The organism is Enhygromyxa salina (genome assembly GCF_002994635.1).
In the GTDB taxonomy this organism is placed as follows: domain Bacteria; phylum Myxococcota_A; class Polyangia; order Nannocystales; family Nannocystaceae; genus Plesiocystis; species Plesiocystis salina_B.
Genome location: NZ_PVNL01000026.1, coordinates 1 through 19,121 on the forward strand (window position 1 = coordinate 1; position 19,121 = coordinate 19,121).

Here is a 19,121-nt window from a genome sequence, read left to right on the forward strand (position 1 = left end):
TCCCCATCCCCATCCCCGTCGCCGCTCGTATTGTCACCGACGTAGGTCAGTGCGTCCCCCGCTGCTGGGTCAGCCGTGCACGAGACGGCCGCAATGGACACACAGCAAAGCACGAGCACGGCGCGAATATGTGGTTTCGTCATGCCCGTGGATGTCCGGTTGAGCCGAGGTTCGTGCTGGCCCTCGCAGAATTTCTCGACCCAGCCGTGAACGCAAGCAGCCGGGGGCGCTCGGCCCCCGGCGTTCGTGATCGACGACTCGGGCCCGACGCCCGAACGGGGATCAGTGGATCGTCGTGCTACCGCCGTGGAAGTAGTCGGCCATGTAGACCACGGTGCCCTCGGGCGGCACGTCCCAGGCCCGGACCCGCATCTCGAGGCACTTGTTGGCGATCTGGCTGTTGTTCAGGTGCAGGCGCTTGCGCAGGGCATAGCTGTAGTCCTGGGCCACGGTCACCCCGCCCGCGCAGGTGTCGACGACCTTGACCACGATGTCGGGCACGTCCTGGAGGTCCGGCGCGTCCCAGGTCAGAGCCATCTTCCACTCGGTCACGCTGGGGCTCTCGGGGCCCGCGTCCCAGACCGAGTAGCTCAGCTCCTGGCCGTCGTAGATCCGGACGGCGCGCCAGCCCCAACCCCACGGCCCGGTCAGGTCGCTGGACGAGGGAATGTGCCCGTGGAGCCGGCCGAAGCCGGCGCTCTCATGGACCCTGGTGTTGGACTCACCGTTGGCGGTTCCATCGGATGCGTCGGCCAGGACGAAGGCGTTGACCATCAACGCGCGGGCGTCGTTGCCGAGCCAGCCGAGGTCCTTGAAGGCCTCGCGGAGCACGGCGAGCGCCCCCGTCGCGACCGGGGTCGCGTTGGAGCAGCCGTTCATGTCGAAGTAGGTGTTGGTCGCGTTGCCGTAGGCGTAGCGGACCTCGCCGGGGGCCAGAAGGTCGACCCCGGGCGTGGTGCTCGAGGCTCCGCCCTCGGAGACGATCGGGATCGGCCCGGTGGTCGCGTAGGAGGTGAACACCGTGTCGTGGTAGGCGACGGCGTCGTTACTGGTGTTGAGGGCGTTGACGGCGATGGTCTCGGGTCGGTACCCGGGCCACCACAGATCGCAGCTGCCGGTCCCCCCCTGGCTTCCGTTGCCGGCGCAGGCCAGGGTCAACATCCCGGCATCGAGGCCGTTGCGAAGGATGTTGTTGAGGTTGCCGCAGTCGTAGGTCGGCGAGCAGACGAAGTTGCCGGGGCCGCTGCACGACAGCGCCACCGACATGTTGAGCACGTCGACCCCATCGGCGATCGCGGTCTCGACCCCCTTGATCGCGTCGCCCCAGTAGTAATAGAGGTCGGCTTCCTGGGCCGACCAGCTGCGCTCGCGCTGCGCCGTGGTGCCGGTCCCGGGAAAGTTCGAGTCCTGTCCCTGATCGATGCTGCCAACCGCGACCGACGCAACCCGGGTGCCATGGTTGGACGAGCCGGTCGCCGCAGTGGTCGAGGCCACGCAGCTCGAGCCCGAACACAGCTTCTTGGCCGCGACCCGTGAGGGCCCGCCGGCCCAGTCGAGCCAGCCGACGTGGTTGGCGTTGAGCGGATCGACGTCGTAGACCCCGACCTTGATGTTGGAGTTGGGCGAGTTGGTGCGGCCGTTGAAGCTGCCCTCATAGCCGAGGCTGTTCATGGCCTCGGACCGAACCGCGGTTCGGGTGTCGGTACCGTCGTACTTGGCCCCGGGGGTCACGTCGATCTCCGCGAGGCTCAGAGACTCGACCTCGGCGAGCGCGAGGATCTCCGCGACCTGGTCGCCGCGCGCTTCGACACCGATCGAGTTGACCACCCAATAGGTACCGACGACCCTGGCTCCCAGTCCCTCGATCTGCTTGGTAGCGAGCTTCTGGCCGGGCTCGAGCTGAGCCTTGCGCTCGGCCAGCGCCCGAGCCCGACGCTCGTCGTCGTCATCGACCGCGAGCCTGGTGAAGTCGAAGCCGGGCTCGGGCAGGTTGACCATGAAGTAGATCATGTCCGCACCGCGTTGATCGGCCGCGGCCAGGACCGCGTCGGTGTTGATCCGGGCCTGGGCCGCATCGCGCTCGGGCGCGGTCCGGCTGTGCTGACCGCGGGGCCGGTCGACCAGATCGGGGTCGAGCTCGGGGTTGTCGTTGATCCGCAGCTCGGGGGTGAACGCGACCATGCCCTCACCGAGATCCATGACCCCCTCACCGTAGGACTCGACCGCCGCGCCGGAGCCCGGATCGCCGTTGTTGTCCCCCGTGCTGCTTGGGCCATCGAGCTCCGCGCTCAGGTCCTGCTCGAGCGACTCGCCGACCGCACCATCGAGGTCGTCGTCGCCTCCTGAGCTCTCACATCCGACCGCAGGAATCGCTAATGCTGCCAACGTGGCGAGAACAAAGAGTGATGATTTTTTGGGTTGATTCAACATCGTGTGACTCGCTTTCTACCAAGGGTCCTGATCGCGTCACCGCCACGCCGTCAATGGCTTGGGTCGCCCCCAACAGCCGGCCAGCCACCCCATGAGCGGGTTCCGGATCGACGGCAGCGCGATGGCGCGCATGAGGCACCTACCACGACCGGCCCGAGCGACTCAAGTCGGCCGGCGATTAAATCTGCATATTTAATTTTCGCCCTGAGAAGCAACCGTATCTTCAGTCGGGACCAACGCAGCCATCTTGGGCTGCCGACCTCGTGATTAGTCTACGGCATAGGTGACATGGACAATCGGCATCATGTCCTCCTTCGGCTGGTCACGGTGATCGGCTGTCTCGCCGACAAGCCGGCCGGCCGGGTGAGTCGGCCGCGAGGTCAAAGTGGCGTTGCTATCCGCGGCAATGAATCGAAGCCGACCCTAAAGACACACTCGGAAGTCACACAATTGCATTGCTCCGAACAGCTGAGTAAGTACAGTGTAGAGATATCCTGATAGCCGTCGCCGACGCTCGGCGGGATGGTCCGCATCGAGATGCAGGTGACACCCCGAGGAGGCCGCGCTGGTGTGGAAGGCCAGTCGGCGAAGGCCGGCCAGGCTTCCGCGGGGGCTTCCCACAGGCTTCCGCGGAAGCCTCCCCGCAGGCTTCCGCGGAAGCCCCGCCTCCCAGCTCACGCCCGCGGACGACAGTGCCCAACCACGTCGCGCAGATGCTCGCGTGCGACAACACCTGCATGGTCACCACATCTGACTGGCGCCGGGCCGCGCGCCCTGCGATGCTGGACGACGTGCTCGTCGATGCGCTCCTCGACTTTCTCCCGCAGCAGCGCGCCGACGCGTTGATCCTCGAGCCCGGCAAGCCCCCGGTGATCTCGCGGGCCGGACAGCCGATGCCGCTGTCGATGCCGGGCCTCGACCTGCAAATGATCGAGGACATCATCGACGAGGTCACCAGCGAGCTCGACCGGGCCCGGTTGAAAGAGACTGGCGAGCTCGAGACCAAGCACCGCACCCGCTCCGACGTCGAGTTCACGGTCTCGATCCGTGGCCTGGGCGCGAGTGTCCGCATGCTGTTTCGCATGGCCAAGGCCACGGTCAAGCCAGCGGCCACGCCGGCCGCCCCCGTCGCCGTGAGCACCCCGGCGCCAGGCCTGCCCGGGGCGGCGGCCCAGGCGTCTGCGCCGGCGGCGAGCGTGGTCTCGGTCGTCGCGCCCACATCCCGCCTGAGCGACGCCGCGCCCACCACGATCACCGACCCCGCGCTCGACAGCTTGCTCGAGCGGGCCGTGCTGCAAGGTGCGTCGGACCTGTTCATCTCGCCGGGCGTCGGCGCCCACGTGCGCATTGGTCAGGATCTGATCGAGCTCCCCGACACCGGCATCGACGTGGACAACCTCGCCCACTACTTCGCGCCAATGTGGCCGCGCCTCGAGCCCGAGCTCGCGCGCACTGGCAGCGTCGACTTTGCCGTAATCGTCGGATCTGGGCCCCAGGCCGCCCGCTTTCGCGTCAATCTATTTCGCCAGTACACGGGCTTGTCGGCCGCCTTTCGGCCGATCCGCCAGACCCCGCCCACGCTGCACAGCCTCGGCCTGGACGAGGAACTCGACTCGCTGACCAAATTCCGCACCGGCCTGGTGCTGATGACCGGCCAGGCCGGCTCGGGCAAATCAACCACCCTCGTCGCGTTGCTCGAGCGGCTCAACCGAACCAGCTCGCGGCATATCATCACCATCGAAGATCCGATCGAGTACGTGTATCCGCGCGGCCGGGCGCTGATCCACCAGCGTGAGCTCGGGGTCCACGTCGACAGCTTCGGGGCGGGCCTGCGAGCGGCGCTGCGCGAGTCACCAGACATCATCTTGGTCGGCGAGATGCGCGACCGCGAGACGATCAGCGCGGCGCTCACGGCTGCCGAGACCGGGCACTTGGTGCTCTCGACCTTGCACTGCGGCGACGCTGGATCGGCCGTCAACCGCATCGTGGACGTGTTCCCCGAGCACCAGCAACGTCAGGTCCGCGAGCAGCTGGCCAGCTCCCTGCGCGCCGTGATGACCCAGATGTTGCTGCCCGGCGTGCGAGCACCACGGGTCGCCGCCTACGAGCTGATGCGGGTGAACGTGCCGGTCGCGGCCAAGATCCGCGAGCACCGGGGCCATCAGCTGCGCAGCGAGATCCAAAAAGGACGGGCGGAGGGCATGGTCCCGCTCGAGCTGACGGTCGCTCGATTGCTGCGTGACCGAAAGGTGACCGACGAGGTCGCCCGTGCCTACGTCCACGATCCGCGCCTGCTCGACGAGTATCTGCGGCAGCGATAGCGCGGTAGGGCGGCGAGCTGCTGGAGCCCGCGGTGGTGTTCGAGATCGGCTCGGCGTACAACAAGACACGCACCACGGCCCGGCTGAGCAGCCGGTGGACGCAGCTTCGACACTGCGCACGATCGGGAGCACCCATGCCCAGCTACGACGATTTCGACGACGGTCACCGCGAGTGGGTCCAGACAGCGTTTGCGGTCGACGCCGCTCTGGACTTCTTCAACGACCACTGCAGCACGACCGGCGTCAAGCCGACCTGGGACCAGGTCGAGGCCGCAGCCCGCAAGGTCGTGGACCGCGACCTCGACGAAGCGGCCAAGGCCCTCGCCGGCCAGCCCGACGCGCCCGACGTGGACGAGGGCGTGCGCGCGACGTTGCGCAAGGTGCTGATCACCGCGTTCGAGGATCGCTGCCAGGCCATGTATGACTGGCCCGAGCTGGCGGAGTACCCGGACGGCTGAGGCACGCGCCGATCGACGGCCCGATGCGCCAGCGGGTCCTACTCAGCCGCCTTGCGCATCGCTCGGCGCCAGCTCTGAATGTCCTGCTCAAACCGCTCGATCTGATCCCCCGGAATCGGCTCCCCGACCCGCTCGGGCCGCCCGCGCTCACCGAGCACGTTCGGATCCAGCCGCTCCCCCGCGCGATCGATCAACTCCACCCGCAACCGCGGCACGGGCGTCTTCCCGGTCTGCCCGACCAGCGCCAGCACCTCGCCCTGCGTCACGCTGTCGCCCGGCGCACGGTCCCCGATCGTCCGCATCAAGTTCGCGTAGCGAACCCGCCGACCATCGGCCAGCTCGAGCTCGACGCTCAGCCCATCATCCCCGGCCAGCCCAACCTCGCGCAGCACCCCATCCGCCACCGCCACCACCGGCACCCCGAGCGGCCGGCGATACACCGCACCCATTCGCCCGTCGATGAATTCAATCGCAGGCGCCATCGTGGCGCGAGCATCCGGATCACTGGGGTGCCAAGCAAAGGGCGTCCGCAGCAGCTCGCGGCGCATGGGCTTGCCTTCGTAGTCGAAGAACCCCTCGTCGCCGCCCTTGGGCTTGTACCGATAAAAGCCGAGCCGCCCGGCGTGACCGACGTAGCGAATCGCCAGCAGCTTGCCGTAGCGGTGAAAATTCCGACCGAGGTAGCGCTTCTCGACCAGCACCTGCAGCTGGTCCCCCGGCCGGGAGTCGGCGGTGAAGTCGACGTCGCTGGCCAGGGTGTCGGCGATCATCCGCGCGAGGTCGGTGGTCTGCTCGGCCTCGATCACCGCCTCGAGCAGGTTTCCGTTGTCGGGCAGCTCGAGGGCGATCACGGCCACGTCCACGCGCAGCGGGTGCTGGATGTTGCGGACGTCCAACCCGGTTGGGGTCCGGCACGCCTGGATCAGGTGCCCCTCGGAGACCTCGATCTCCAGGGCCTGCAGCCCGCCGTCTCGATCACCTGCGATCCGCACGGGCGCGCCGCTGCCGGTCAACATGCCCAGGTCCATGGTCCGGCGAACCTCGGCCTCGACCTCGTCGACGTCCTTGGGATTGAGGCCGAGCTCGAGCAGCGCGAGTCGCAGCGTTCGACCCTCGGTCAGCTTGGTGTCGAGCCGCAGGCGATCATCGAGGTTGGCGAAGATCTGGACGGGGTCACCCCCACACGCAGCCTCGAGCGGGGCCGCGAAGCCGGAGCCTGAGTCGGCGCCACCGATCACGGCGGCCTTGGCATCGAACGAGTCGAGCCCGCCCTCGTCGCGCCACACGAAGATCCACGCGTTGATGAACGCGAGCACCAGCAGCAGCAAGATCGTGCGGTTGCGGGCCTTGAACTCCTTGGGGTAGCGAGGCTTGCGCCCCTTGCCCTCGCGCTTGGTCGGATCGACGCGGCGGTTGGCGTTGGAGCGCCGCGCCGGCTTGCTCGCCGGCTTGCCGCCGCCGCGCTTGGGCTTGGCGCGGGGCTTTTGCCCGGCACCAGCGCGCTTGAAGGCACCGGAGCGGGACACGGGCCGCCGTGATGGACGCTGCTTGGACACCGTCTTCGGCGCTATCAGAGCGAGGCGCTGGTGCGCAAGAAATCGCCCTGTACACACCTGGACGGCCGCGCAGGGTCAGGCCCGGCCGGCCGTGTTGAACAGCTCCCCACGCGCAGGCGTGAGCACCCGCAGCCGCCCACACGCGAGCGCGTCACCCAAGATCAACTGAAACCGCGACTCGTGATCATTGGTGATCACCCCGCTCGCCCAGTTCAGGTGAGCGTAGACCGCCAACATCAGCCACGCGAAATTGATCGGCGTCGGCGCCAGCAACACGCGCACGACGAGCGGGTGGTCGGCGTAGAGATCCAGCCGGCTGTCGGCGCCCTCGATCATGCCGGTTGGCCCGCCGTCAGCGAGCTCGTCGGGGGAGACCCACACCCGCGTGGGCGCCCGCGGGCGCGAGTCGGCCGTCCGCGGATCGGGCCGCAGCTGGTCCAGCCAGTGCTCGAGGTTCCAGGCGAGCACGTCGCTCGGCAGTCGCTCGGCGGGGTCCCAGCTGGCGCGCACGGGGCCGACGGCGCCGTCGCTGACGGCGGCCGGGTGGGCGTGGCTGGACGACGCAGGCATCACGACCCGCGCAGGCTGCAGGTGCGCGTTCAGCCAGGCATGCAGCTGGTCATGGGCGGCCCCGCCAGCGGCGAGCACCCGCGACCAGTCGAGCCGCGGGATGTCGCGCCCGGCGGCGTGGTGCTGCTCGAAGTAGCGGCGAAACAGCTCGATGATCTGGTGCCCCGACACCAGCGTGGCCCGGCCGGTGTCGAACATGGGCAGGCCCAGGATCCGCTGCGCGAGCGCAGTGCCCACGCTGGCGGACAGGCCGACCGGCCCCGCGATCAAGGTGAGCTGCTCGCCCGCGTGGCGCAGCAGCACGCGCAGGCCGGCCTCGTAGCGCTTGGGGTCATCGGCGAGCCCCGGCAGCTCGGCGATCAGGCGCTCGAGCAGCGCGGCGGCCCACTCGGCGATCTCGGCGTGGACCAGCTCCGGGGTGCTGGCGTCCCAGCTTTGATCGTCGATCTGGATCGAGCCAACGACCCCGTACGAGTGCGCGAGCTCGTCGAGCGCGGCGACCGAGCCACGCCCGCGCGCGCGCAGCTGGATCCGACACTCCGCCAGCCGCCCGGCCGGAATCCCGAGCACGCCCGTGCCCCAGCCGCGCTCGAACGACTCGCGGACCAGAAACGCCACGCCGCCAGTAAGCGGGTTGCCAGCCGCCTCGACGTCGTCGAGATCAAAATCGAAGGCCAGGCGCACGCGACCCAGCGGGACCAACAACCGATAGCTGAACGCCGAGACCGCGAGCGAGCTCGGACGGCCAGCCGGCGACGCCCGACCGGTGACGGCGGCGTCGGTCAGCGCGCCGAGCTCGGCCGCGCCGAGCACGTGCGCGTAGTGGACCAGCACCCCTTCGGGCGATCGCAGCGCGGCGTGGACCTGGCGCAGACCCCAGACTTCACCGTCGAGATCCAAGAACAGCGGGAAGTCGAGCAGGCCCAGCGCCTCGAGCAGCTCGAGCTCGCTGCGCGCGAGCGCCTGGCAGACGTAGCGCTGCAGCTGCCGCACGGCCTGACGGCGATGCTCTTCGAGCTCGAGGGGGTCGGCGCCGGCTTCGTCAGACTGGCCGAGCATGCGTCGCTGCAAGCCCTCGAGCAGGGTCCGCAGCAGCTTGGCCTGAGCGGGTTGATCGAGGTCGTGCAGCTGGTCGAGGTGGCCTTCGATCGGCAGCGCAAACTCTGGATAGCTGCGCAGGCCCAGCGCCATGTCGCGGACGCGCACGCCCTGGTGCTCGGTCAGCACGTCGCGGGCGTCGACCCGCACGTAGCCGGCCTCGCCGAGCATGCCGATCAATGTGCGCTCGCTCCCGGCGTCGAGCGCCAGGATCCGATCGAGGTCGAGGCCGTCGAGATCTGGGCTGACCTCGGGGATCGTGGCGTAGACCAGTCCAGCGGTCTCGTCGCTGAGCAGCGCGAGCTCCCGCAGGCTGAGCGCCCGACCGCTGACGGTACGCAGCAGCGGGAGCGAGAACGGATCGAACCCAGCGGACGAGCCGGCCAACGAGAAGCTCAGACCCGGCGCCAGGCGGCCCGGTCGAGCGGCGCGCAGCCGGGTCACCGTGACCCGCGAGAGCACCTGCAAGGCCAGCTGGGCGGCCGCGCTGCCGGGCTCGATCTTGCCGACGCCGAGCCCCGCGAGCGCGCGCTGATCTTGCTCGCGCAGCCGCGGCAGGGCCAGCGCGGCGGTCAGCTCGGCGATCCGTGCGGACACCTGCTGCGCGCGCAGAGTCGAGACCTGCCCGGTCGGCAGATCGACGTGGACGATCCGCCCGGGGTACGCCGACGCGAACAGGGTCTGGTCGAGCAGCCGCCCGCTCGCGGTGACACGCACCAACAACCCGCGGGCGGCCGCGCCTGGATCTCCAGGGCTGTAGAGCGTTGCGCGGAGACTCCCGGTCTCGCCGATCATGCTCCGCAGCGGCTCGACGAGGCGCTCTCGCAGCTCGGCCGCGCGCTCGTCGGTGCCCTCGAAGCCTTCGGTGCGCAGCTGGGCGTCGAGCTTGGCCCGCTGTGCCGGGCCGTGGATGGCCTCGCTGAGCTGCTCGACGAGCGCGTCGAGGCTGGGCAGCTCGAGCTCGATCGGCGGCAACAGATGGGGCGCGGCTGGGGGCGCGAGCTCGGGATCATTGTAGAAGAACTGCTCGTCGTCGCTGTCCAGGTTCGGCCGCCAGATCAACACCTCGCGCCCGCCGAGCACCCGCACGGCGTCGACCTGCGTCGGCGGGACCCGAAGCAGCTGGGCGTCGAGCATCCCCGCGATGCTCTTGCCCCGCCGGCTGCGCTCGCGCTGCGCGTCTTCGTCGTCCCCGAGAAATGACTCTGGCGCCGCGATCACCACCCGCGGTTGCTTGCGCAGCAGCTCGCGCAGCTCGTTCGGCGTGTAGGCGAGGCCCTCGGCGCTGGTGATCTTCGCGTGCGCCGAGCTGACCCGGCCACCGACCAGCGCCTCGGCGTAGGGGCGCAGCCGCAGCCACATCTCTTCGAAGCGATCATCGCGGACGAAGCCCGAGTGATCGACGGTCTTGTGCAGGCGATCGAAGCAGATGATCCCGCCCAGGCGCTGACCCTTGATCAGATCGTACTGGTAGCTCTGGACCCAGACCCCGTGGGTGAGGATCTGAAAGCCTGGCTCACCGCCGCTCGGGTTGAGGCCGATCGTGCCGTAGAGGTCGCCCTCGTCGATGCTGCTGACCTTCTTGTAGCCGAACAGGTTGGGCACCCGCTGGCGGGCCCAACCAAACAGGGGCTGGCCGTTGAACACCAGCGGGACCGGAGCCGCGAGGCAGCGCGACTCGACGGTCGCGTACTCGAGCGAGCCGTGCTCACCGCCGACGCGGCCGGTCGACTTGCCGACCTTGTCCCGCCGAAGCTTGGTCGCGCGCACGTAGGTGCCCTCGAAGCTGCCCTGCGCGGTGCCGACCTCGACCTGATCCGCGCCGCCACGCACGACCATGCGCGTGGTCCCGTGCTCGGTCCCGTCGCCGGACTCGATCACCACCTGCTCGGGCTCGAACAGCATCAAGGCGTTGACGCCCAGGGCCAGCGATCGCACGTAGGCGAGATCGAGCCGCTCCTTCGAGGCAAACAAGAAGTCGAACAGCTGGGCGAGCTCGTCGGACCGCAGCGAGCCGCCGGTCCACGAGATCAGCACGTCGTCGTCGCTGCACGAGATGTCGACATAGTCGGCCCCACCCGCGACCGCGGCCTGGACCAGCTCGAGCACGTAAAAGTAGGGATCGGCCAGGGCGAAGCGGCGCAGCTTCTCGATCGCGCGGCGGCGGGCGAGCTTGAATTGCTTGCGCTCGGAGAACCCGACGTCGCCCTGGCGCGCGCGCGCGATGACCTGATCGATCGACGCCATCAGCTCGCGCTCCGGGTCTCGAGCGCGGCGCCGATCAATAGCGGATCGAGCGAGAGCCCGCGGTCGGCGTCGAGCAGCAGCGCCTTGGCCAGACAGTAGGCGGCGATGTCGTGCATGTCCTGCGCGTCGCCGCTGTCGTGGCCTTGACCCGCGAGCCGAAGCAGCGCGCGGAACTGGCTGTGCTCGCAGTTGACGGCCGCCTCCGGCCGCTCGGTTCGATGATTGAGCATGCGGTCCTCGGTGGGGATCGCCATCAACGGCGCGATCTCGTGGGCGACCACGAACAGCGGCAGGCTCGTACCTGGACGGCCCTGCAAGCGCGCGGGCACCAGCGCGCCATAGCTGATCCGCTGCTCGAGCCCGCGAAGCCGGGTGACCGCGCGCGACAGCAACCCGGGCGCCGGACCCAGCCCGCGCGCGAGGATCGTCCAGGCCCGCGCGACCAGGGCTGCGGCCGCGGGTTGATCCGTGACGAGCTCGACGCCAACCAGCACGTCGACGGGGCGGGTGATCATCTCGGCCGCCTGAGCCCACGGCCCCGGGCCCGGCTCACCTCGCAGCTTGTCGAGCATGCGCGTCAGCACCCTGCTGGTGAAGAACTCGCGGGCGAGCCCGTTGGCCAGCACCCGGCTGACCGGATCGAGCGTGCCGCCCGCGACGCGACCGCGCCCGCTCAGGCTCTCGACCAGGATCACGGGTGTGCCCTGGGCGATCAGCTGCTCGACCAGGGACGAGGCCTCGCACTCGACGTACACGCGACCATCGGCGGCCGCCCGCGCGCACAGCTGATTGATCGAGTAGGCGCGGCCGTCGAGGCCCAGGAAGATCGGCAGGCCTCCGCGGCCCTCGAGCGCGTCGGGGCCGTCGAGCGCGAGGTAGCCCATCAGCTCGAAGTAGCGCGTGCGCTCGCTCGCCGTCCACCGCCGGCCCGCCGTGCTCGCGGCCACCAGCGCGCCGATCTCCTCGAACAGGCGCGCGCGCAGGGGCCCGCTGGCGGCCGCGACCAGCCACGCCATCGCCTTGTCGTAGTTCTCGTCACGCATCACCGTCTCGCGCGAGAGCGTGTGCTCGAGGTAGCGCGACTTGATCCGAAACGCGACGTGGGCGAGCGCGGGCGGGACCATGTCGGTCTTGCCGCTGACGACCGCGAGCGCGAGCCCCTTGTTGTAGAAGCCCCAGACTGGGCTCGCCGAGTAGGCCAGCACCATGTGCGCGCCCTCGCGCTCGACCGCGGTCAGGCACTCGCCGCTGACCGCGAACGGCTTGTTGATCTGCACGGACTCGCCCCCGACCGAGGCCCGATCTTCAAAGTTGATCTCGGCCTCGCTGTGGCGGCACCAGTGGTCGATCGTCGTGAGGCTGCGCGCGACCAGCTCGGTGTAGCGGGCCCGGTCGCCCTCGATGAACAAGGTGATCTGCGTGCCCTCGACCGGGGTCTGCAGCCGCGACTTGAAGTAGCTGCGATCCGCGTCGAAGAACACCTCCCAGTACTCGCCGCCGCGACCGGTCTGGACCAGCACGCCCTTGGGGTTGAGCGCGAACACCGAGACGAAGCCGATCCCGAACTTGCCGATCTTGGTCTGGTCGTGCTCCTTGCTGGACGAGAACAGCGTGGTCAGCTGCTCGTCGATCACCGCCTCGTTCATGCCCTCGCCAGCGTCGTCGACGTGGATCTCGATCACGCCGCCCGTGCCGCCGGCCTCGTCGGGCAGGAAGTCCAGCCAGATCTCGATCGCGCCGCTGCCCGCGTCGATGCTGTTCTGGACCAGCTCACGATAGAAATCGAGGGCGGACGAGAACTGCGTGACGAGGTTCTCGACCGCCTGACTGGTGACGTCCATGCTCAACCCTTCCGCTCCGAGCGGGTCGTGGCCCCCGCGTGGGGCGGCCCCTCGATGATCGAGGACGCCGGGATCGAGCCCGCGCAGCAGTCCTCGTTGTGCTCGTGGATGACCACCCGCTCGGACAGGCGCGCATCAATTCGAGCGTTGAACTCGTTGATCGCAACCTCGGCGCCGACGATGCCGGTTGGGACCGCGATGATCCCATAGCCGAACAACATCAGCAGCGACGCGATGAACTGCCCGCCCACCGTGACCGGCGAGATGTCGCCATAGCCGACGGTGGTCAGGGTGACGATCGCCCAATACACCGAGCGCGGGATGCTGCTGAAGCCCTCGTTGACCCCGTGCTCGAGGTAGTAGAGCAGGGCCCCCTGGATCACCACGATGATCAGCACGGTGCCCAGGAACACCGCGATCTTGTAGCGCGACATCATGAGCGCGCGCATCAGGCTCCCGCCCTCGGACTGCAGCTTGCCGATCTGGAAGATCCGAAACACCCGCAGCAGCCGCAGCGCGCGGATGATCTGCAGCGCCTGCGTGTCGCTAAAGAACACGCTCAGGTAGGTTGGCAGCAGCGAGAGCAGGTCGACCAGACCCATGAACGAGAAGATGTAGCGCTTGGGCTCGCGGACGATGACCAGCCGCACGATGTACTCGATCGTGAACAGGCCGGTCAGGATCCACTCGATCACGCGCAGCGCCGAGCGGTTGCGGGCCTCGAAGAAGGTCACTGTCTCGAGGCTGATCACCGTGATGCTGATCAGGATCGCGATCAGCAGCAACACGTCGAACAGCAGCCCCGCGGGCGTGTCGGTCTCGAACACGACCGAGTAAACCCGCGCACGCCAGCCGTCCTTGGGTCGGCTCTCGGGATCGAAGAAGCGCACGCGCGGGATTGTACAGGGGTTCTCGCGGCGAGGGTGAGCGGCAGGCGCGGCGGCCGAGAGCGCCGAGTCGGGGCTGCTGGGGGCGCTCAGCCGATCGGGACGCAGACCAGCTGCTTCTCGGATTCGTTGGCCTCGTCACACTCGTTGAGCATGCCGTTGCCCATCCCGTCGTCGTCGACGACGGCCCACACGCTCGCGCTCTCGAGCATCTGCATGGTCTCCAGGGTCACGGTCTCCTTGGCGCCGGCCGGCAGCTGATTCTTGGTCAGCACGGTCCCGAGGTAGCCCAGGTTCTCCTCGTAGAACGAGACCTGCACGCCCGCGCCGACCCCCAGGCAGCCGAGGTTCACGACGTCGACCGTGAGCACCAGGGTCGGGCACGCCATGAAGTCCGGGCGCAGATCAAACAGGACGAGGTTGGGCGCGCAGAAGTCCGAGGCGCCCTGGACATTGCGGCGATACGAGTTGAAGGGAGCGCCCATGGGGAACAGCCACGAGCTCTCCTCTTGGGTTGGGATCGAGCCGTCCACGCCGACATTGGTGATGTGATAGCTGTGCTGATTCCAGACTGGGCGGGTGCTGACCCAGTTGTCGAGCGCGTCGCCCCAGACCTCGATGCCTGCGTCGATCCCCCAGTTGACGTCGTTGTTGTTCGAGAACACCAGCTCGGCCTTGAAGTCGCCGTCGACGTCGGCGACGACCGGGTACTCGGTCCGGGTCCGCGAGGTGTTCGGGTCGATGAACAGCACCTCGGTGTCGTCCATGATTCCGTCGCAGTTCGGCCCGACCGGGTCGAGCTCGCAGTCGGGCTCGACGCCGGGGTAGATGCGGATGAATTTTTCGTCGCCGTAGATGACCTCGTTGCGGCCGTCGCCGTCGAAGTCGAACACCGAGGAGCCGGTCACCCGCGACGAGTCGTCCTCGGTCGCGGCCCGCCACAGCTCGCTGAAGGTCAGGCCGTCGAACTCCACGACGACGTAGAAGGTCGAGCCCGCGGTTGCGACGTCGGGCTGCCCGTCGCCGTTGAAATCGGCGATGTTGGGCGCGCCGCCGCGATCGGAGGAGCCGGGGATGTTGATCTGATCGATGATCGCCCCGGTCTGGCCGTCGAGCGCGTAGATCTGGCCGCCGCGGACCAGGATGACCTCGGGCATGCCGTCAGCGTCGAAGTCGGCGACCCCGCAGCGGCCGTCACCGATCGGCGCCGTCCACCAGGTCATGCCCGTGAAGTCGCCGCCCTGCACCGTCCCCGAGGTCTTGTAGGCCGTGTTGCCGCCGATCAGCTCGGGCCGGAAGTCGCCGTCGAGATCGGCGATACACGAGATCGGGCCCTGACCATCAATGCCGATCCCGCCGTTGCCCTCCCACAGCAGCGCGCCGTCGTTCGAGTACACCGCCGCGCCAAACACGATCTCGGGCGCGCCGATGCCGTCCATGTTGGCGATCGCAACCGAGCCGCTGCCGTGGCCGCCCGAGAACGCGTCCGACACCCACAGCGGCGAGCCGTCGCTGTCGATCGCGACCAGGACCTTGCCCGCGCCTTGCACGACCACCTCGGGCAGCCCGTCCTGGTCGATGTCGCCGACCGCCGGGTTCGCTGTCGAGTTGCTCTGGTAGGTTGGATCGGTCATCGACCACAGCTGCACGCCGGTGTCTCCGTTGATCGCCCGGACCACCCCCTGCGACGTGATGTTGCCGCTGATGTAGCTATTGAAGACGATCTCGGGCACGCAGTCGCCGTCGAGATCGGCGACGACCGGGATCGACGAGACCTGGACATTGGTCGCGGCGTCGGCCGGCTCGAGGTGCGGCCAGGTCACCGTGCAGAACCCTCCCATGCACACCTCGGCGGTCTGACACTCGCTGTCGTCCATGCAGGCGACCTGCTTGCGCTCGCCCCAGGTGAACTCGGGCCGCGGCGCGAACTGGTTGGCCGGCGGCTCGTACTTGCAGTTGGGGTCGGCCTGCGAGGGCACGCACAGGCCTAGATCGCCGTCGCAGGTGTAGCCCGGGTCGCAGGTCGACTGATCGGGCTTGGTCGCGCACGAGAACTCCTGGCAGGCGCCGTCCGGGACCACGCACTCGCCGAGGTAGCAGACCTCGTCACCGCCACAGCACAGCTGCTCGGCCCCGCACGCCGGGACCCCGCCGCAGTCGTCTGCGCAGGCGTCGTTGAAGCACACCTGCGAGCCCTCGCAGCAGTCGCCGCCACACTCGATCTGCTCGTCGGTGCACATCGGCCCCGAGGTGTCGTCCTCGTTGGTGTCGCTGCTGCCGTCGTCGCTGGTCTCGTCGTCGGTGCCCGCGGTCATCCCGATCGTGGTCAGGCCCGTCTCTTCGTCGCCGGCTTCGGGTCGGGAGGTGTCGTCGCCACACCCGGCCACGCTGCACGCGAGGGCCACACCGAGAGTCGACAGTAGGCTGGAGGTCAAGCCATGCGATCGCATGACCGAGAGCCTACTCGCTAGCTTCGGTGCCGTCGCCAACATCTGCGACGGGGGCGCCTCGGGCTGCCAAGGCCAGATCTCGACCGATCTGGCGCCTGCCCCCCGATCTCCCCCCTGCTCGGTGAGCGCGCACCGGTGATCGCGGTCACGCCATCAAAACATCACTTGTAACTTGGCCCGGTTTCGCTTCGCATGCTTGGCATGGCACGCCTTCCTCGCTCCCCACGATCTGACGCCGGCCTCGCTCGCCGCGGCTTTCTTCGCGCCACGCTGGTCTCGGCCGCGGGCGTGTTGCTCGGCGCGTGCAAGCCCGGCGAAGGCGAGGACACGGGCAGCGGGGGCACCGACACCGAGACGGGCACCGAGACCGGCGGCGAGTCGCGGGTCGTCGTCGATGGCTTCGAGTACTTCCCGCAGTCGGTCGCGTCGGGTGATCCGCGACCGGGCAGCGTGATCTTGTGGACCCGCGTCGAAGATCCCGACGCGCCCGATGCCGATCTCGAGCTCGAGCTCGAGCTCGCGACCGACCCCGAGTTCAGCGACGTGATCGGCCAGCTCGCAACCGTGACGGCGACCGCGGCCCACGATCACTGCGTCAAGGTCCGGCTCACCGATCTCGGCGCCGGCCAGCAATTCTATTATCGCTTCGTCTACGCCAAGGACGACACCTGGCTGGCCAGCCGCGTCGGCCAGGCCCGGACCGCGCCCGCGCCCGAGGACGACGTCCCCGCCCGGTTCGCCGTCGTGTCCTGCCAGGACTTCAGCCGCTGGTACAACGTGTATCTGGCGATCGCCGAGCAGGAGTTCGACTTTGTCGTGCACCTTGGCGACTACATCTACGAGACCACCGGAGACCCCGACTTTCAGGCCGCGATCCCCGGTCGCACGATCGAGTTCGACGACAAGGCCGGGGCGATCGGGTTCAACGTGGGCGAATCTGGCGAGTACTTCGCGGCGGCCTCGCTCGACAACTACCGGCAGCTATATCGAGCCTATCGCGGCGATCGGGCCCTGCAGAGCGTGCACGAGCGTGGGCCGATGATCGTGACCTGGGACGACCACGAGTTCTCCAACGACTGCCACGGATCGACCGGCACCTATTTTGGGGGGACCGTCGACGAGTCCGACGTCGCGCGCCGCAAAGCTGCGAACCAGGCGTGGTTCGAGTACATGCCGATCGACGTCCAGGATGACCCCGAGTTCGACTATGACCCGAGCGCCGCGTTTCCGGGTGATCTCGTCATTTATCGGGACTTCGTGTGGGGGCAACACCTGCACTTGGCCATGACCGACGAGCGAACCTGGCGCAGCGATCACCCGATCCGCGAGGACGCGTTTCCAGCCACGGTCGTGGTCGACGAGGCCACGGTCCTGGCCGAGCTCGGCGAGCTGCCGGCCTATGCCCGGCCCTACTTCGACGTCGACACCTGGGACGGCGGCAGCTTGCGCGACGCCCTGGTCGCCGCGGCCGGGGACATTGGCTACGACCCCGCGTGGATCACCGGTGATCTCGACGCGGAATTCGTCAATGGGTTGATCGAGATCATCGATCCCGGTGGGGCCACGCTGACGGCGATCTCCGACGCCGAGATCCAGATGATGCCGCGCGGGGTCTCCTACGTGAGCATGGGCAAGACCAGCTTCTACGGCAGCTTTGGCTCGCGCGCGCTGGTCGTCAAGCCGGCCTATGATCTGTGGACGCGGCAGCAGTTCCAGGCGAGCGGCGGCGCGAGTGAGCAGGTGCTCGGCGAGGTGCAAGAGGCCTGGCTGATCGACACCCTGAGCGGCTCGGATCGCACATGGAAGGTCTGGGGCAACGAGTTCTCCGTCAGCCAGATTGCGATCGACGTCCGCGATCTCGCGCCCGCGCCGTTCAACCAGCTCTACTACTTGAGCCTGGATCTGTGGGATGGCCACCGCAACCGGCGTGACACGGTGCTCGGCCAGCTCGCGGGCATTGAGAACATGGTCGCCGTGACCGGGGACATTCACGCTTTCTTCGCGACCACGCCGTTTGTCGAGGGCGACCCCGAGCAGCGGATCATCGAGCTCACCACCAGCTCGGTCACCACCCAGAGCTTCAAGGAGATCCTGGCTGGTATTGTGGCGACCAACCCCGCCCTGGCAGGCTTCGCCGAGGCCGCGCTGCTGGTCGAGGCGCTCGATAGTCTGTTGACCTCGGCCTCGCTGAAGACCAACCCACACTTTGGCTACGCGAACAGCGATCTCTATGGGTTTGTGATGATCGAGCTCGACGGCGCGAAGCTCGACGCGACCTATCATCAGATCGGGCGCGACTACCTGTTCACGGACTACAGCGACAACCTCAATGCGTTGCTGGGGGCCTTTGCGACCGAGCGGTTCCGCGTGAACGCGGGCGAGCGGGAGCTCTATCGGGACTTTGGCGGGGAGTGGAAGCGGTGGGATCGGACCTCGCTCTCGTGGGTCTGACGCCTCGCGCCCGTCGGCGTCAGCAAAACTCGTCGACGTTGCAGTCGTCGCCGGAGCAACCGGTCATGCACAGGCCCCACTCCTCGCTCGAGCTGCACCGGACGCAGGTGCCCTCGCACGCGGGGCCCCACTCACCGGTGACGTCGCAGTAGGGTACGCAGGTGCCCGGGGCGGCGATGTCGCCTTGTGGGTTCCAGCAGCCATAGCCGTAGGCGCAGGTGTCGACGTCGCCGGGGTCGGCCGGGTAGTCGCAGGCGTCGCCCTCGACACCATGGCCCACGGGCGGTCGGCAGGTGTGGTGCATCCATCCTGCGGTCTGTGTAGCGGCGAACCGGACCGGCTTGCAGTAGCTGGTGTCGCCACAGTGGAGCCCGGCGCCGAGGACGGGCTGGCAGGGGTATGTCTCTGTCTCGGCGTAGCAGCTGTCGTGCACCGGGGTGCAGGGGCCTGCGCAACCTTCTGGCTCACACCAGCGCGCCTCGAGGGTCTCTTCGAGAAATAGCCGTGGCGGGTCAAAGCTGCGATCGAGCCGACCCCGAATGCGGGTGTACACACCCCAGCACGAGCCCTTCAAGACGCTGTCCCAACCCGGATAGGATATTTCGAACATCTCGCCCGATTCACACTCCTGAAATTGAGTTGCCTGGAATTCGTAGGCCAGCCCCACGAGCACGCCCGCGTACTCAGGTGGCTCGATCGGAAGATCGGTGGGGAGGTCGGGCAGGTCTTGGGAGTCTGCGTTGTCCTCGGTGGCGTGCGGGCGTGAACAACCCAACAAGAGCATGCACACCCCTATCACGGTCACTGCGCCG

The 19,121-nt window shown here is 68.3% G+C and carries 10 protein-coding genes; 3 read left to right on the plus strand and 7 right to left on the minus strand.

Translation table 11 applies throughout. The features are described from left to right. Positions 1 to 282 precede the first annotated feature (282 nt). Positions 283 to 2,385, minus strand: coding sequence for a S8 family serine peptidase (locus ENSA7_RS04500; RefSeq protein WP_181233136.1), 2,103 nt, complete (start codon positions 2,383 to 2,385; stop codon positions 283 to 285). Positions 2,386 to 3,122: 737 nt separating this feature from the next. On the opposite strand from ENSA7_RS04500, the gene ENSA7_RS04505 reads away from it, so the two are divergent. Continuing rightward, positions 3,123 to 4,751 carry a type IV pilus twitching motility protein PilT gene (locus ENSA7_RS04505; RefSeq protein ID WP_106087955.1) on the plus strand — a complete coding sequence of 543 codons (1,629 nt, stop codon included), beginning with the start codon at positions 3,123 to 3,125 and terminating at the stop codon, positions 4,749 to 4,751. 134 nt (positions 4,752 to 4,885) lie between these two features. After that, positions 4,886 to 5,209: a hypothetical protein gene (locus ENSA7_RS04510; protein WP_106087956.1), complete on the plus strand. Its 324-nt coding sequence runs from the start codon at positions 4,886 to 4,888 to the stop codon at positions 5,207 to 5,209. 38 nt (positions 5,210 to 5,247) lie between these two features. Here the strand turns inward: ENSA7_RS04510 and ENSA7_RS04515 are convergent, their stop codons facing one another. The 5 genes from ENSA7_RS04515 to ENSA7_RS04535 form a co-directional block, all read right to left on the minus strand. Further along, the gene (locus ENSA7_RS04515; RefSeq protein ID WP_106087957.1) at positions 5,248 to 6,735 is read right to left on the minus strand and encodes a M23 family metallopeptidase; all 1,488 of its coding nucleotides are present in this window, start codon (positions 6,733 to 6,735) and stop codon (positions 5,248 to 5,250) included. Positions 6,736 to 6,840: 105 nt separating this feature from the next. Continuing rightward, a complete protein-coding gene (locus tag ENSA7_RS04520) occupies positions 6,841 to 10,680 on the minus strand; it encodes a hypothetical protein (protein WP_106087958.1) in 3,840 nt (1,279 codons plus the stop codon). Beyond that, positions 10,680 to 12,521 carry a sacsin N-terminal ATP-binding-like domain-containing protein gene (locus tag ENSA7_RS04525; protein ID WP_106087959.1) on the minus strand — a complete coding sequence of 614 codons (1,842 nt, stop codon included), beginning with the start codon at positions 12,519 to 12,521 and terminating at the stop codon, positions 10,680 to 10,682. Before ENSA7_RS04525 ends, ENSA7_RS04520 begins: the two co-directional genes overlap by 1 nt. Before the next feature lie 2 nt (positions 12,522 to 12,523). Beyond that, complete coding sequence (locus tag ENSA7_RS04530) at positions 12,524 to 13,411, minus strand: ion transporter (protein WP_181233138.1); 888 nt, start codon at positions 13,409 to 13,411, stop codon at positions 12,524 to 12,526. Between the two features lie 86 nt (positions 13,412 to 13,497). Next, entirely contained in the window at positions 13,498 to 15,858 is a 2,361-nt protein-coding gene (locus tag ENSA7_RS04535) for an FG-GAP-like repeat-containing protein (protein WP_244923712.1), read from the minus strand. Between the two features lie 201 nt (positions 15,859 to 16,059). Between ENSA7_RS04535 and ENSA7_RS04540 the strand changes: the two genes are divergently transcribed. Beyond that, positions 16,060 to 18,309 carry an alkaline phosphatase D family protein gene (locus ENSA7_RS04540; protein ID WP_106087961.1) on the plus strand — a complete coding sequence of 750 codons (2,250 nt, stop codon included), beginning with the start codon at positions 16,060 to 16,062 and terminating at the stop codon, positions 18,307 to 18,309. A 19-nt stretch (positions 18,310 to 18,328) separates the two neighbouring features. Here ENSA7_RS04540 and ENSA7_RS04545 read toward each other — a convergent pair whose 3' ends face one another. Further along, positions 18,329 to 19,093: a hypothetical protein gene (locus ENSA7_RS04545; protein WP_106087962.1), complete on the minus strand. Its 765-nt coding sequence runs from the start codon at positions 19,091 to 19,093 to the stop codon at positions 18,329 to 18,331. Between the last annotated feature and the right edge of the window lie 28 nt (positions 19,094 to 19,121).

Bases quoted from the DNA above. Each gene is read 5' to 3' on its own strand.
- ENSA7_RS04545 (WP_106087962.1), bottom strand. From the start codon at position 19,093: ATGCTCTTGTTGGGTTGTTCACGCCCGCACGCCACCGAGGACAACGCA.
- ENSA7_RS04535 (WP_244923712.1), bottom strand. From the start codon at position 15,858: ATGCGATCGCATGGCTTGACCTCCAGCCTACTGTCGACTCTCGGTGTG.
- ENSA7_RS04510 (WP_106087956.1), top strand. From the start codon at position 4,886: ATGCCCAGCTACGACGATTTCGACGACGGTCACCGCGAGTGGGTCCAG.
- ENSA7_RS04520 (WP_106087958.1), bottom strand. From the start codon at position 10,680: ATGGCGTCGATCGATCAGGTCATCGCGCGCGCGCGCCAGGGCGACGTC.
- ENSA7_RS04540 (WP_106087961.1), top strand. From the start codon at position 16,060: ATGGCACGCCTTCCTCGCTCCCCACGATCTGACGCCGGCCTCGCTCGC.
- ENSA7_RS04525 (WP_106087959.1), bottom strand. From the start codon at position 12,521: ATGGACGTCACCAGTCAGGCGGTCGAGAACCTCGTCACGCAGTTCTCG.